Raw genomic sequence first — 15,250 nt, 5'->3', positions numbered from 1 at the left:
GGGTTTCAGCATTGACAGAAGGATTCAGAAAGTTTATTATTTTCGGCATGAAACTAACACCGATCGCCGAAAGATTTATTCTCCATTGGGGCGAAATGGGGACCAAGTGGGGCATCAACCGAACAGTTGCGCAAATTCACGCGTTGCTGTTTTTTTATGGCCGTCCCATGCATGCCGAAGAAATTACCGAGACTTTGAGCGTCGCGCGCTCAAACGTGAGTAATTGCCTGAAAGAATTGCAAAACTGGAATCTGATTCACGTCGTGCACATCATTGGCGACCGACGCGACTACTTCAGCACCTCGACCGACGCGTGGGAGCTGATGCGCACCGTGGTACACGAGCGCAAAGTGCGTGAATTCAATCCGGTGATTCAGGCCCTGCAAGACTGTCTGGACGATCCGTCGGCAGAGATGGAAACGCCTGAGTCAATGGCGCGAATTCAAGAAACCCTGACGCTGATGAAAACCACCAGCTCATGGGCGGAGGAAATGATTCGCCTCAAGCCTGAAACCCTATCCAAAGTGATGCGACTGGGCGCGAAAATTCAAAACCTGATTCATGGCGACTCAGCTAAAGATGAGAAAAAATAAGTGAATCAGCGAGTCAAATAAAGCCAACCTTCGATAAAGCCAACCTTCGGGTTGGTTTTTTCTTGGGTACAATGGCGCATCGACGCAACATCATTTCATTAGAGTAATCACCGTTCATGCAATCCACCATTCAGTTTTATCCTTCTTCTGCACCGCGCGCAGCCGCCAGTGACATTCAATTGAGTGCCTTGCCGCCTCTGTCGCTGTACATCCATATTCCGTGGTGCGTGCGCAAATGCCCGTACTGCGATTTCAATTCACATGAATTGGGCAAAGCCGCGACCGACTGGGAAGCGCCGTATGTGCAGGCGCTGATCGCCGATTTGGAAAGCGTTTTGCCGCAGGTTTGGGGGCGGCGTTTAAGCAGTATTTTTATCGGGGGCGGTACGCCGAGTTTGCTGTCTGAGCGAGCGATGGATGAATTGCTCGCGGCGGTACGCGCGCGCTTACCGCATATTTCCGAGATGGAAATCACCATGGAGGCGAATCCGGGGACGCTGGAGGTCGGTAAATTGCGCGGTTTTCGCGATGCGGGGGTGAACCGTTTATCTCTGGGCGTGCAGAGTTTTGATGACGAATTGCTGCGCCGAATTGGTCGCATTCACAGCGCCGATCAGGCGAAATATGCGCTGGAGCAGGCGTATGCGTTGTTTCCCAAAGTCAATTTGGATTTGATGTTTGCCTTACCTGAGCAGACGATGGCGCAGTTGCGCGCGGATGTGGCGACGGCGCTGTCTTTTGCACCGACGCATATGTCCTACTATCACATGACGATTGAACCGAATACTCTGTTTCACCGTCATCCGCCGCGCGTGCCGGATGATGAGTTGGCGCTGGATATGCAAGACTATATTCAATCGGAATTGGCGCGTGCCGGTCTGCGTCATTACGAAGTCTCGGCTTACGCGCAGCCGCAGCATGAATGTCAGCACAATACGAATTATTGGCAATTCGGCGATTACATCGGCATCGGCGCCGGTGCGCATGGGAAGATCAGTCAACACGATCGGATTGTGCGTACGGCACGGTTCAAGCATCCGCAGCGCTACTTGGATGCGGTGGCGCAAGGCAATGCGGTGGAAACTGAGCAAATGCTCACGCGCGCCGAACTGCCGTTTGAATACATGCTCAATGCGCTGCGTCTGCGCGATGGAACGACCTTGGCGCAGATGCAGATGGCCAGTGGTTTGAGTGTGGTTGATTTGGAACCTGCGCTGTCACAGGCGCAGGTCAAAGGCTTGATGGTGAAAGAGGCAGAGCGTCTGTGCGTGACCGATTTGGGCTGGCGATTTTTGAGCGATGTTCAGACGCTGTTTTTGAATGATTGAATGAGTGGTTTGGGCGCGGTCGTGTTTAATTCACGCCGCTATAACTCACACCGCTACCCGCTTTTTCATGAAAAACGGCAAAACGGCTGAAATCAGTAAAAATACACCGCCCATGACAAAGGACAACATGACTTTATTGAGTAACAGCGCGATGACGATGCAAACCAGCGCGGTCAAAAAGCCCAAAGTGAAGGATCTTTTGAACGACGGATAGCGTTTCAAAGCCAGTAATGACAGCACATACAGCGTGCCGCCCACCGTGGCAGCGGCCATGCTGGCGGCGATCAAAATTTGCATGATGTTATAGCGCTCCGGATGCGTGCTGTTCAGCGTGAACACACCGGCGCAAAGGATGGCGATTAACCATGCACCGATGGGATAGGCGATGAAACTGACGTGCGGTGTGGTGTTCGTAGACGGCGTGGATGGGCTTGCAGATGGATTCATGGCGCTAACGAAAGAGTCAATGTTTAAAGCACCTATTGTAACCGATACTCACTTCGCTTTCGCAAGTAATGTGCACATTCGATAGCGACCTGATGAGTGCAAATGCGATGAAAAGTGTGTCGGCATAAGTGCGCTACAATGGTATCCATAAATATGAGCTGGGTTGCCCCGTGCTGGCTTAATTACAATTTTAAAAGTTTTGAAGTTTTATGCGACGTATACGAGATTGGTTGGCACAATTTAAAAATCACCTACAGCCGGATTTATTTGGCTGGGAGGATGATTCGGTCGCGCCTGTTTCACACAATCCACACCATAATGGCGCATCTGCGCCCACACCGAAAGCGTCACCCAACTCGACCTCCCATTCAAAAAAGACAGCGACGCAATCCGTGCGCACCGTGGTTCTGGGTGAGCAAATCGTGCCGTATCGCTTGGAGCGCTCACGTCGCAAAACCGTGGGTATGATGGTGGATGCGCAGGGCTTGCGCGTGCGTGCTTCGCCCTATGTATCGGTCTCTGAAATCGAGCGAATTTTGCACAGCAAATCCAATTGGATTCTGCGGCATTTGAGTCCGTCGCCGCATGCGGACACGCCGAGTCGCCACCGCAGTTTTATGCCCGATTTATCCGTGGCCGATGGCGAAACGCTCAGGCTTTTGGGGCGAACGGTTCAGATACGTTGGGGGACGGTGCAGCAATTGCCGGATGCAGCGTTGAGCGAGCAGATTGTGTGGGTGAAACGACCACGCACCCGCGCGGGTGCGCGTGAGGCGGATATTCGCGCCAGTTACCAAAATGCTTTGGCAAATGCCTTGGGCGATTATTTGTTGGCGTATCTGCATCAGCGTGCGCAGTGGTACGCGCAGCATCATGGTTTGCGTTATCGCGATATTGTGCTGTCCAATGCAAAAACGCTGTGGGGTACGTGTCGGCGCGATGGTCTGATTCGTATGAATTGGCGTTTGGTATTTTTGGACGAGGCACTGGTGGATTATGTACTGGCGCATGAATTGGCGCATACGGTGCAGATGAATCACAGTGCGGTGTTTTGGACGCAGGTGGCGCGCATGTGCCCTGATTATAAAAATCTACGTCGACAGTTGAAACAATTTGACCTACGCGGGGCGTAGGTCAATGGAGTCTAACTTGAGGGATGTGCGTCGTTTTTAAGCAATTTGCTCTTGTCGGTCAATAATCACATAATGTTTTTTCATCGGTTCGGTGACTTCAAAAATGCCTTTGAATCCGGCGGGGATGATGACGGCGTCACCGACTCGGAATTCGCGTCGCGTGCCGTCGGTTTCGATCAATGCGCCCGCGCCTTCGGTGACGTAGAAATATTCGTCTTCACCCAAGCCCATTTCGATTTGCCAGCTACCGACTTCGCAGGCCCAAACCCCCATGAATACTTCGCCGCTGTGGTTGGTAAAGTGATTCCATGTGGTGCGTTTCGGATTGCCGTTGACCAGTCGCTCCGGGCGCGGGTAGTCGATTTCGGCTTCTGTTTGCTGTTCACGAAACAGTTGGATGTGGGGTGTATGTGTCATATCTATCTCCTTTTTAGTTTTTTGTGCGCAATGATGTGTCGCGACGAAATTTGGACTTATAGAAGTGCCTATTGCGGTTGGTAGCTCAAACGCACATAAATCGGCGCATATGCTTCTGCTTGGGTGATTTCGATGAGCGATTCGCGTGAGAGTTCGAGCATGGCGATGAAGTTGACCACCAATACGGCGCGACCTTCGCCTTGCTCAATCATGTCGTCGAATAGCTCGGAGAACTCCATGAAACGGCGGTTGTGCAGTTTGCGCAAAATGCCGGTCATGAATTCACGCACGGATAAAGTCTCGCGGGTGATGGTGTGGCGTGCGTTGAGTTTGGCGCGTTTGAGTATGTCGGCCCACGCGGATTTAAGGTCATCCACATTGACATTGGGCAGTTGTTTTTGCACCGTGTGGTCGATTTCGGCTTGGGCGTGCAGGTAGTCGCGGCCGACGACCGGCATTTGTCCGAGATTTTGTGCGGCCAGTTTGATTTGTTCGTACTCGAGCAGGCGTCGGACAAGCTCGGCACGCGGGTCGTCCACCTCTTCGCCGGTGTCGGATTTGGTCACAGGCAGCAGCATGCGCGATTTGATTTCGATCAGCATGGCGGCCATGAGCAGATATTCGGAGGCCAATTCGAGGTTGTAGGTTTTGATTTGATCCACGTAAATCAAATATTGCTCGGTCACTTGCGCCATCGGGATGTCGAGGACGTTGAAATTTTGTTTACGAATCAGGTAGAGCAGTAAATCCAACGGGCCTTCGAAGGTTTCTAAAAAGACTTCGAGCGCATTGGGCGGGATGTATAAATCCTGCGGCATGTTGAACAGCGGTTCGCCGTACAAACGTGCAAATGCCAAGCCATCCACAATGTCGGGCGTGGCGTTTTGGCTGGCTGCGGCCAGTTGTTCCATTTGTGCCAACGCCGAGTCCAATGCGTCACTGGTCTCGGCGTTCGGGTGGGGTGTCTTGGGATTCATAAAGTGAATCGTTGGGACGCAAATCGGCGCGGTTTAATGAGCGTCGTCTTTGATTTTGGCTGCGTCAAATTGGCGTTGCAATGAAGTGTCTTGTGGCTTGTCCCACAGGCGGGCGCGGCCTTCGAGTTGTTTTTCATACAGGTCGGGCTGTTTTTTGTTCATTTCTTTCATAAACAGGGTGAAGTCCGATTCGTAACGTGCCATTTTTATTACTCCTTTTCATCATCAAGTGGATGAGAATTGTTTACAATGCGGTATGTGCGAAATGCGACCGTAGCGCATCTGATTTGCGGTTATTTTACTCGAATTTAAGCCTTTTGGGCGGAATCGTTGCGGATGGGTGCATTACTCGTATAAATGAATAAAAAAGATGATTGATTGAATTGATGATACGAAGGATGTCTGTTTTTTCTCTGTGTTGGGTGCGCCGATTGGCCTGTGGGGCTGTGGGTGCTGCCTTGCTGAGCCTGAGCGCGCCTGCGTATGCGAATAATTATTCGATCAATATTGATGCGCCGGCCGAGGCAAAAGCGCTGTTGGAACAGTATTTGGATATTGTTCGCTATCGCGCGCGCGAGGATATTCGCGATGAATATTTGGACTTTTTGATTGACCATGCGGCGGAGCAGGCGGCCAGTTTGTTGGCGACCAAGGGCTATTTCAACAGCAGAATCATGATCATCGATGACCGCACGGGGAAAACCGTGGGGACGGATGCGCAATTGAGCGCGACACAAGCCGCCCAAGCGACGCGCTCGTTCGGACGCAGTGTCGAGCTGCAGGATGCGGGTTCGGAAGCGGAAACCGCCACGCCTGCTGTCTCTAAGCTGCCGAGCTATACGATTAAAGTTGAACTCGGTGAGCAGGCGATCGTGCGTTCGGCCAAGCTGGACATGCAGGGCTTGATTACCCAGCAGGATCCGCAGCGCGCGAATGATTTGGTGTTTGACTGGTCGCTGCAGGAAGATGAGGCATTCACGCAAAATGATTGGTCGCTGGCCAAAACCTTGCTGCTGCGTAAAATCCGCTCGGATGCATATGCCGGTGCGCGCTTTAGAAGCACCGAGGCGCTGGTTGATCTGCCGCGCACGGGCGTAGATGTGAGCGCGGTGCTGGACTCGGGGCCGTATTTTACTTTGGGTGATGTTGAGGTCTCGGGTTTGCGGCGCTACCGCAGTTCGATTGTGACCAATGTCAATACCATTGAGCAGGGCGAGGCGTATAGCCGCGAAAAATTACTGGCGTATCAAAAGCGTTTACAGGATTTGCCGTATTTTTCCAACGTGGTGGTGGATATTAATCCCGATCCGAACGATGCCCAGCTCACGCCGATCAAGGTCAATGTGATTGAGTTGCCGTCATCGAATTTCAAAGGCGTGGTTGGCTACAGCACCGATGGCGGCTTTCATGCCAAAACGCAATATAGCCATTACAACGTATTCAAACGGGGTTGGATTTACGATATTCGCTATGATTGGCAGCAGAAGGAGCGCATTGGACAAACTTCGCTGACCACGCCGCAGAACAAAAATCACTATCAGTGGAGTTTATTTGCCAAAGTGGATGATGATCGCACTTTGGATGTGATTGACCGTACGTCGCAGGTGGGTTTGCATTACTCGCGCAAATTGGAGCGCACCTCGGTTTCATACAATCTGGATTATTACAATAGCCGACTGGATGAGTTTCGTAGCCGCGCGTGGGTTTTGAGTGTGGATTGGTCGAAACACAATGTGGATAATAATTCGTACCCGCGCCAAGGTTATGCGGTTGATGCTTCGATTGGCGTGGCCAGCAAGGCGATGGGTTCCAGTACCAACTTTGTGCGCTCGTATGGGCGCTATCGACATTTTTTCCCCTTCTTGAAAAAAGACTCGCTCGTGTTGCGGGCTGAATTGGGGATGATCAATACCCGAGGTGATTGGTTTGATGTGCCGTCCAGCCTGTTGTTTAAAGCCGGAGGCAGTAACTCGATACGCGGCTATGGCTATCAAAGCATTGGTGATCCTGATGCGATGGCGGACAATGTGGTGCTACCGGCGCGGTATATGGCGACGGCCTCTGCCGAGTATACCCACTGGTTCAATAATTCATGGGGTGCGGCGGTCTTTTATGATGTGGGCAGTGTGACCGATGATTTGAAAAGTCGACCTCTGTATCACGGGATCGGCGTAGGCGCACGTTGGCGCAGTCCGGTCGGACCGATTCAATTTGATATTGCCTATGGTTATCCGCGCAAACGCATTGCGCCGCATATTTCAATTGGGATTATGTTTTGATGCACGACGAGCAAAAAAATCCTCCGGCATTGCCTGAACGGAACGGTGAGGTGAATGACCTCGGCGCTGATTCCGCTGACTCGGCAGAAACGAGTTCAGGCGCGCCAAAAGACAAGTCATCCGGCAAGGCGTCCAAATGGCGTTGGCTTGCGGGCGGCTTGTTGGCGCTGGTTGCGCTGCTGGTGCTGTTGGTTGGCACGGTGTTGATTGCCGCGCAATCCGAGCGCGGTACGCGGGCGCTGTGGAAGGTGACCCAAGTATTATCCGGTGGCCGTGTGCAATCACAGTGGGTTTCGGGTAGTTTGGCGCACGGTGGCAGCGCGCAATCCATGCAAATTCATTTGGGTACGGTGCACGTTGATCTTTTTGATGTATCGGGCGATTGGCATTGGTCTGTGCTGCCTGTGCATTGGCAGGTCGATCGTTTGGCGGCGCAGCGCTTGGACATCGCGCTACTGCCTTCTGAAAAAAAATCCGAGCCGTTAGAGCAGATCACCATGCCGCTGGCGTTCACGGTCGATAATTTGTCTGTGCCGCAAGTCAATTTGATTCAAGGCTTGCAAACCACCGAACTGAAGGACGTATCCGGCAGTGTGAGTACCGATAAAGTGCAGCACCGCATTAACTTAACGCATCTGCGTCAAGGCGACGCCGAGTACTCGGGGCAATTGGCGATCAATGGCAAAAAACCGTTCGTGCTTGATGGGCAAATCGACGCGGTATTGCACGATGAACGCAATGATTATTCGGCCAAACTGGTAGCCAAGGGTGATTTTAAACGCCTGAATTTGGATTTGAGCGCAAGCTCTGGCGCGGGTAGCAATCAAGGTGATTTGACAGGCCAAGGCAATTTGAGTGTGCAATTGCTGGATGGTTTTTACATTCACCAAGGTCATCTGGATTTCAAACACATCAATCCGAAATTGTTTTGGGCGAGTTTGCCGATGGCCAATTTGGATGTGGCTTTAAATACCGATCCGGCCAATGGGAATACTACCGGCGCTTCTGCAGATGTACCTGCTCCATCGCCCACAGCCGCTACCGCTGAACGCTTGCCGGTGCAAGGTCACTGGACGCTGGTGAATCACTTGCCGCTGACCTTGGCCGAGCTGGGTATTCCCGTTGTTTCAGGGCAAGGGCAGTTCACGCTGACCGATAAGCAGCAAAATCTCAATGATATGAAGGTCGGTTTGTTGGGCGGCGGGTCGCTGGTCGGTAACGGTCAATTTGCCAATAAAAAAGGTCAAATCGACGTGGCGGTGACGGATATGAACCTCCAATCCATCTACGCCAAACTGCTGAAAACCGCGCTGGACGGCACGGTGACCATTCAAATTGAGCAACAGTCGCAAAACTATGTGGCGCAGTTGGCACAATCCGGCGCGGTCAATATGCGCATCGCGACCGACGTGCAGATGGGTGGCGGACTGATCGACATCAAACAGTTCAAAATTGCAGGCTTAGGCGAGGCGGAATTGAGTTTGGTCGGGAAGATTCAGCAATCCCAAGAGTTGATGCCGTTTGAGGGCAAACTGAACGTTCAACAATTCAATCTGCGCGATTTGGGCGATTTTCCGCGCAGTCAATTGGCCGGTGCGTTTGATGTGCGCGGCGAAATGAAACCGGATTTCAAGCTGGACATGAAAGGTGAATTGGCATCGAGTCGCTGGGCGGATGCCAATGCCCAAGGTCAGCTCGATTTTACGTTTCAAGCACCCGATCGCATTGAGGCGCGCAACGTTGACGTGACCGTGGGCGATAATCTGTTTCAGGCCAAAGGGGCGTTGGGTAAAGACAATGATCGCTTGCAATTGAACGTGCGCGCGCCGAACTTGGCGCAGTTGCAATTTGGCTTTGCCGGACGTCTGAATGCCACGGGCGACTTGACCGGCTCGCTGACCAAACCGCGCGGTCGCTTGGATGCACAGGGCGCGAATTTGGTATTTTTTAACAATAAAATTCAATCGATTGATCTCAAAGGTCAATGGGAAAGCGGTAACAACGGGCCGCTGAACGCCGATGTCGATTTGAACGGCTACGCGGTCGGACCGGTGAATTTGCGTCAACTGAACGCCACGGTGCGCGGCACGCAAGCGGCGCATCAGTTCAATGGTCGTTTTGCCGGCAATATTTTGGTGCGTGAGGCTGCGCAAGATCATGCCGCGGTGCAGTGGATTTTGGACGGGCAGACCTCCGGTTCGGGCGGCATCACCGATGATGGTTGGCGCGGACAGATTCATCAACTGAACAATGTGGGACAGCCGAATATTCAATTGACGCAAACCGCGCAAATTGCCTATGAGAACAAAGAGTTTAAACTCAGCAATGTGGTCGCGCGTGTGCAGGAAGCGCAGTTGAACATCAACAGTTTTGCCATGCAAGGGCAACGCATCAACAGCCAAGGCAACGTCAGCAATCTCGTGGCCAACCGTTGGCTGTCGTGGCTGGCGATTACGCTGCCGTTTTATCCGTCGGATGATTTTGCCATTCGCGGACAGTGGGACATCGCGATGGGCGCGCAGCCTGCGGGCGGTTTTCGTTTTGAGCGCGAACGTGGCAATATCGCACTCGATGTGCGTCGGCGCAATTTGCTTGAATTGACCGAGCTGAATTTCCAAGGCCGCATGGCCGGTACGCAGATGGCTTTGTCGGGCGTGTTGAACGGCAATAATATCGGGCAAAACCGCATTCAGGGGACATTGGGTTTGGTCAACAGCGCATCCGGCTGGGTCGTGTCTGGTCTTTCGCCATTAAATTTGAATGTGCAAGCGCGCTTGAGTCAGCTCAAACAATTCAATCAACTGTTCGGTGTGAATGTGCGCATTGATGGACAGGCTCAGGCGGATCTAAACATTCGCGGTACGCTCGCGTCGTGGACACCGCAAGGTGTGGTGACGGGGCAAAATCTGAGTTTTTATCATGTGGACGAAGGGATACGCTTTGATAACGGCGTGGCGCGTCTGCGCGTTGAGCCATCGCAAATTATTTTTGAACAGTTTGAGGCCAAAGGGATCGAAGGTACTTTGTCGGTCAAAGGCACGGTCGGCTGGGGTGCGGGGCAAACTCAGGGCGTGAAAGCCACCATGGTGATGAATCAGTTGCGTCCGTTCGCGCGTCCTGACCGCGAAGTGGTGCTCAGCGGTACGACGGATTTGGGCTTTGACGGTGTGCGCGTGTTCTCGATCAAAGGTAATATCAAGGTTGATAAGGCCCTCATTGATCTGCCGCCAACCCGCGCACCGGAGCTGGATAACGATGTGCGTTTTGTCCAAGCACCCGGTACGAAAGCCAAAGCCGAGAGAGTGTATGCGGCCGAGACCGATATCAATGTGAATTTGGGCGATCGTTTCCGTTTCAAAGGTCGTGGCGCGGATGTATATTTGGGTGGCGTATTGCGCGTGCATTCCAGCGCAGATTACCCTGAATTGCGTGCCAATGGCACGGTGCAAATCACGCGCGGGACGTATATTTTCTACGGTCAAACCTTGACCGTGCAACGTGGCTTGGTCACATTTGCCGGCCCATTGGACGATCCGAGTTTGAATATCATGGCGACGCGGGTGGCCGGCTCGACCGAAGTGGGCGTCGAATTGAACGGTACCTTGGCCGATCCGCGCGCGCGCCTAACCTCAAATCCCGATATGCCGGATGAGGAAAAACTCGCATGGCTGTTGTTTGGCCGCTCAACCGCAGACTTGGGGCAAAACGACATTGGCGCGATTGCCGGTGCGGCCTCGATTTTGCTCAGTACCGACCAAGGACGCAAGATCACCGACCAATTTGGGATTGACAACATCAGTGTCGGTGCCGTGGGCAAAAAAGATGGTACATCAGGGACTTATGTCGGTTTTGGCAAGCAATTCACCGATCGCTTTGGCATTGCTTACGAGCAAGGGATTGACACGGTCAGCAGTGTGCTGAAAATTACCTGGTCATTGTCGCGCAACTGGGAAGTGATTTTGCGCGGCGGTACCAATAACGGTGTGGATTTACAATATCGCCGCCGTTTTGACAGACTTTGGGACAAGGATAAAAAATATGAGTCAAAATAATTCATTCGCTCAAGCAATGTCATTGCCTTTTCGCATTGGTCAAGGTTTTGACGTACATGCTTTGGTGGAAAATCGTCCGCTGATTATCGGCGGTGTGACCATTCCGTATGAAAAGGGTTTGCTGGGTCATTCGGATGCCGACGTGTTGCTGCACGCGGTGACTGATGCCTTGCTCGGGGCGTTGGCTTTGGGCGATATCGGACAACATTTCCCCGATACCGACCCGCGCTTTAAGGGCGCGGATAGCCGCGTATTGTTGCGCCATGCGTATGCGTTGGTACGCGATAAGGGCTATGTCTTGGGTAATTTGGATGCGAGTATCATTGCGCAAGCGCCGAAAATGATGGTGCACATTCCCGCCATGCGTGAAAATATCGCAGCGGATTTGGGTGCGGCTTATTCCGCGGTGAATGTGAAGGCGAAAACCTGCGAGAAGCTCGGCTTTTTGGGGCGCTCCGAAGGCATTGCTTGCGAAGTGGTGGTTTTGCTGGTGCAGGATCGCGAGCCGGTACACGCTGTGCGAACGGAAGTGGTGTGAAGGTGGTCGAGCGTATGCACCATGCTGAGCATTTACCGAATGTGCTGCTGCTGGACACATCGAATCAATACTGCTCGGTTGCGTTGCAATGGCGCGGGCAGTTGACGGCGCGCCATGAGTGGTCGGAGCAAAAACACTCGCAAATGATTTTGCCGATGGTACGCGAGCTACTCGCGGCGCAGCAGGCGACGTTCGCCGATTTGGATGCGATTGCGGTGGGTGTCGGTCCGGGTGGATTCACCGGTGTACGCTTGGCTGTCTCGGTCGCGCAAGGTTTGGCCTTTGCCGCGCACAAGCCGGTATTGGCTTTGTCGTCGCTGGCTGCGCTGGCGGTGGCCGGATTGAGCCATAGCGCAGAAACCCAGATCATCGTGGCGATGGATGCGCGGATGCAGCAGGTGTATTGGGCGCATTATGAACGGCGCGAAGGCGAGTTGATCACACGGGTAGAGCCGAGTTTGGATGATGTGGCGGTATTTGTTGATCGCTTAAATTTAATTGATGCGCCGTGCGTGCTGGTCGGTAATGCGATAGAGGCATTTGATGTCATTCAGCAAGCCATAATGCAGGCGAACGATCGTGTGCCGCTGCGCGTGGCGGAGATTGACCACAGTGCACCGCATGCGGCGGACTTTGCGCCGTTGGTCAATCGTTTGTGGAGTAATGGGGCGTGGCAGGCGGGCGTGGTGCTGCGCCCCGAACAGGTACAGCCACTGTATGTACGCGATAAAGTGGCGAAAACCATCGCTGAGCGCGAGGCGGAACATGCCGTAACACAGGTGTTGGCGCATGAATGAGTCGGTGGCTTCGGTATACACGACGCAGATTTTGACGGCTGAGGATTTGCCCGCCGTTGCAGAGCTTGAGCAGGTCACGCAGATCGATCCGTGGACGGTGGAGCAGGTACTGGCGATTGCGCCACTGCTCGGTAGCGGCGAATATACGGGTACGGTTTTGCGCGATACGCAGGATGTCGTTGGCTATCTGATTGCGCGATTGTTTTTGGACGAATGCGAAATTTTGAGTGTTGGCGTTGTGCCAAACGCGCAGGGTAAAGGGCTGGGACAACGGTTATTACAGGCGTTTTTGAGCCAATTGCCCGAGCAAACTGCACAGGTTCATTTGGAAGTGCGTGTGTCTAATCTCGCAGCGCAGCGTTTGTACGCGCGTCAGGGCTTTGTTGAAGTCGGTCGGCGAAAAGCTTATTATGCGGTTATGAACACCGATGGACAGGCGGGGCGCGAAGATGCGCTGCTGATGTCGAAATATGTAAAGGAAATACGGAAAAAGTAAACCCCTACTTTTTCCGTGCTTAGGATTAGAAATTTTTTCAGGGAAACCCTGACAAAATTTGAACAAAATCAAAATGTTAAAATTGCGGATGCTGTCAAGTGTGCTGACCTATGTAAATCCTTGAGCTGGAAAACATACTTATTCCGCGTTTTCTAAAGAATACTTGATATGAATTTGCACAAAACCCACCCCGAAGCACACGATGCATGGCTATACGCGATGGGCATTGATGTGCGTTGGCGCCACAGGAGCGGCATGGACGCTCAGGCTGACGCGGAGGCGATGACGGTGTCGGAGTTGGCGCTGCCCGAAGCCATTGCGCAAGCACGCTACTGGGTCGTCATGGCGGATGTTTCAGGTTCATTGAATGCTGCCGAATGCTATGTGCTTGCGGGGATGCTGTGGGCGATCAATGCGGACGTACGCGACGTGGTGTGTAGCGTTATGACACAGAGCGCTGATTTCGAAGAGGCGGTGCGTGCTGTGCCAACGGCCTTGCCCGCGTGGCCGCAGTTGCACATCCTGAATGTGTCGTCTGAATTATTCGCATCGTTGCCGACGATTTTGGCGCAGTATCCGAATCTGCATATTCTGTTTTTGGGCGAGGATGCGCCGCTGGCAGCGCATGAGCGCTTGCTTTGCTTGCCAAGTGTACGTGCCATGCAAACCGATGCCTTGCAAAAACAACGCGCATGGCTGGCGCTCAAGTCCTTGCGCATGGCATCTCATTGAACAGATGTCATTGAATTTACAATATGAGCGCCATTCACCTTTATCAAATTTACTATAACGAGCAAACACGTGCGCAACTGGATCCGGGGTTTATTCCGCTGGATAACACCGATAATCTGTGCCCTGAGTGGTATGAATTTTGGGTGATCAAAAATTTTTTAGAGCAAAATGATTTGGCGGATAGCGCTTTTTATGGCTTTTTGTCGCCCAAATTTGGCACGAAAACAGGGCTGGCGGCTGAGCAATTAAAGGCGCTCATGGCGCCACATCAGGCAGATACGGATGTGTTTTTGGTGGCGACGGCGTGGTCGCAGTTAGCGTATTTTCAAAATCCGTTTGAGCAGGGCGAATTTTGGCATCCGGGAATCTTTGACTTATCGCAGCAAGTGGTGGATGCGCTCGGGTTGGACATTCGGCTTGATGAGCTGGTAACTTGCTCTCATAACTTTGCATTTTGTAATTACATCGTGGCGCGTAAGCCGTATTGGCAGGCATGGAAAAAATTGGCTGATGCTTTTTTTGATCTGGTGGAAACGCGACGAGATGCACTGGGAGAGGTGCTGCGCGGTGAAACCTCGTATGTGTCGCGGCTGGCACCGATGCGGGCGTTTGTGCAGGAGCGTTTACCGGCGATTGTGCTGCAACAACAGCGATATCGAACCTGTGCGATTGAGGATGCGGCGCACTTTGTTATTGCGCGTAATGTATTTCAGCCATCAGGCGTCTATGAACGCGCAACGTTGCAAATGTGTAATCTGCTGAAGTACCGCTATTATTTGAATGGTAATTCGGAACACTTGCGCAGCTATCGTCATATTCGCCAGAATGTGTCATTAATACGTTGATTTTAATACGCTAATTTAGCCATCCACCGGATGCTCGGGTGTGGATAACAATAATTGATAAAACACCAAATCCAGCCACTCGCCGAATTTGAATCCTGCCTGATGAATCGTGCCGGCGTAGTTGAAGCCAAACTGCTCGTGTAGATGGATGCTGGCCGAATTCGCCCCGTCAATTGCGCCGACCATGCAGTGATAATCCTGAGCCTTTGCTTGCTCGATCAGCGGTTCTAACAGCGCGCGTCCTACGCCTTTGCCGCGGTGCTCGTGGTGAATATAGATCGAATGCTCGATCGTGTATTTGTACGCCGGTTTACTGCGAAATACGCCGTAGGTGGCAAAGCCCAACAAGCTACCCGCATCATCAAACGCACCCAATACGGGGAAATCGCGCTCGCGCTTTTCGGTAAACCACTGCGCCATGAATTCGGGTGTGCGCGGCTCGTATTCGTATAGCGCGGTGAGGTTCGCAATGGCTTCGTTAAAAATGGCCAAAATGGCGGCGCTGTGCTCGCTTTCGATGCAGGGGCGGACGTGGATCATGATGATTTTTGTTTTGTTGTTGTAAGTTTATGTTTATAAATGAAAAAATCAACGAGGTGCAGGCGAAATCATTGTT

The 15,250-nt window shown here is 52.5% G+C and carries 15 protein-coding genes; 10 read left to right on the top strand and 5 right to left on the bottom strand.

From position 1 onward, the window contains the following. Positions 1-95 precede the first annotated feature (95 nt). Both ACZ41M_RS06250 and hemW read left to right on the top strand, forming a co-directional pair. A complete protein-coding gene (locus ACZ41M_RS06250; RefSeq protein ID WP_464731986.1) occupies positions 96-593 on the top strand; it encodes a GbsR/MarR family transcriptional regulator in 498 nt (165 codons plus the stop codon). Positions 594-709: 116 nt separating this feature from the next. Further along, entirely contained in the window at positions 710-1,921 is a 1,212-nt protein-coding gene (hemW, locus tag ACZ41M_RS06245) for a radical SAM family heme chaperone HemW (RefSeq protein WP_464731987.1), read from the top strand. Between the two features lie 45 nt (positions 1,922-1,966). Here hemW and ACZ41M_RS06240 read toward each other — a convergent pair whose 3' ends face one another. Continuing rightward, positions 1,967-2,368 carry a hypothetical protein gene (locus tag ACZ41M_RS06240; protein ID WP_464731988.1) on the bottom strand — a complete coding sequence of 134 codons (402 nt, stop codon included), beginning with the start codon at positions 2,366-2,368 and terminating at the stop codon, positions 1,967-1,969. A 209-nt stretch (positions 2,369-2,577) separates the two neighbouring features. Between ACZ41M_RS06240 and ACZ41M_RS06235 the strand changes: the two genes are divergently transcribed. Then, entirely contained in the window at positions 2,578-3,501 is a 924-nt protein-coding gene (locus ACZ41M_RS06235; protein WP_464731989.1) for a M48 family metallopeptidase, read from the top strand. A 36-nt stretch (positions 3,502-3,537) separates the two neighbouring features. Here the strand turns inward: ACZ41M_RS06235 and ACZ41M_RS06230 are convergent, their stop codons facing one another. The 3 genes from ACZ41M_RS06230 to ACZ41M_RS06220 form a co-directional block, all read right to left on the bottom strand. After that, the gene (locus tag ACZ41M_RS06230) at positions 3,538-3,918 is read right to left on the bottom strand and encodes a cupin domain-containing protein (RefSeq protein ID WP_464731990.1); all 381 of its coding nucleotides are present in this window, start codon (positions 3,916-3,918) and stop codon (positions 3,538-3,540) included. 68 nt (positions 3,919-3,986) lie between these two features. Beyond that, the gene (locus ACZ41M_RS06225; RefSeq protein ID WP_464732185.1) at positions 3,987-4,829 is read right to left on the bottom strand and encodes a segregation and condensation protein A; all 843 of its coding nucleotides are present in this window, start codon (positions 4,827-4,829) and stop codon (positions 3,987-3,989) included. A 99-nt stretch (positions 4,830-4,928) separates the two neighbouring features. Then, positions 4,929-5,099, bottom strand: coding sequence for a DUF3460 family protein (locus tag ACZ41M_RS06220; RefSeq protein ID WP_464731991.1), 171 nt, complete (start codon positions 5,097-5,099; stop codon positions 4,929-4,931). Between the two features lie 194 nt (positions 5,100-5,293). On the opposite strand from ACZ41M_RS06220, the gene ACZ41M_RS06215 reads away from it, so the two are divergent. The 7 genes from ACZ41M_RS06215 to ACZ41M_RS06185 all read left to right on the top strand — a co-directional run bounded on the left by ACZ41M_RS06215 (position 5,294) and on the right by ACZ41M_RS06185 (position 14,634). Beyond that, positions 5,294-7,174, top strand: coding sequence for an autotransporter assembly complex protein TamA (locus ACZ41M_RS06215; RefSeq protein WP_464731992.1), 1,881 nt, complete (start codon positions 5,294-5,296; stop codon positions 7,172-7,174). Beyond that, entirely contained in the window at positions 7,174-11,226 is a 4,053-nt protein-coding gene (locus ACZ41M_RS06210) for a translocation/assembly module TamB domain-containing protein (RefSeq protein WP_464731993.1), read from the top strand. The genes ACZ41M_RS06215 and ACZ41M_RS06210 overlap by 1 nt, the downstream gene beginning before the upstream one ends. Positions 11,227-11,242: 16 nt before the next feature. Next, positions 11,243-11,764, top strand: a complete 522-nt coding sequence (gene ispF / locus ACZ41M_RS06205; protein ID WP_464732186.1) for a 2-C-methyl-D-erythritol 2,4-cyclodiphosphate synthase — start codon at positions 11,243-11,245, stop codon at positions 11,762-11,764. Then, on the top strand, positions 11,761-12,561 hold the full coding sequence (gene tsaB, locus ACZ41M_RS06200) for a tRNA (adenosine(37)-N6)-threonylcarbamoyltransferase complex dimerization subunit type 1 TsaB (protein WP_464731994.1): 801 nt from the start codon (positions 11,761-11,763) through the stop codon (positions 12,559-12,561). Before ispF ends, tsaB begins: the two co-directional genes overlap by 4 nt. Beyond that, entirely contained in the window at positions 12,554-13,057 is a 504-nt protein-coding gene (gene rimI, locus ACZ41M_RS06195; RefSeq protein ID WP_464731995.1) for a ribosomal protein S18-alanine N-acetyltransferase, read from the top strand. Before tsaB ends, rimI begins: the two co-directional genes overlap by 8 nt. 168 nt (positions 13,058-13,225) lie before the next feature. After that, positions 13,226-13,789, top strand: coding sequence for a hypothetical protein (locus ACZ41M_RS06190; protein ID WP_464731996.1), 564 nt, complete (start codon positions 13,226-13,228; stop codon positions 13,787-13,789). A gap of 23 nt (positions 13,790-13,812) precedes the next feature. Further along, the gene (locus tag ACZ41M_RS06185) at positions 13,813-14,634 is read left to right on the top strand and encodes a hypothetical protein (RefSeq protein WP_464731997.1); all 822 of its coding nucleotides are present in this window, start codon (positions 13,813-13,815) and stop codon (positions 14,632-14,634) included. Between the two features lie 15 nt (positions 14,635-14,649). Here ACZ41M_RS06185 and ACZ41M_RS06180 read toward each other — a convergent pair whose 3' ends face one another. Next, on the bottom strand, positions 14,650-15,174 hold the full coding sequence (locus ACZ41M_RS06180; RefSeq protein ID WP_464731998.1) for an N-acetyltransferase family protein: 525 nt from the start codon (positions 15,172-15,174) through the stop codon (positions 14,650-14,652). Positions 15,175-15,250 lie beyond the last annotated feature (76 nt).

It is taken from the genome of Puribacter membranae, from assembly GCF_055380425.1.
Note: the sequence above shows the minus strand (reverse complement) of the source record. Positions and strands in the feature narration are given on the sequence as shown.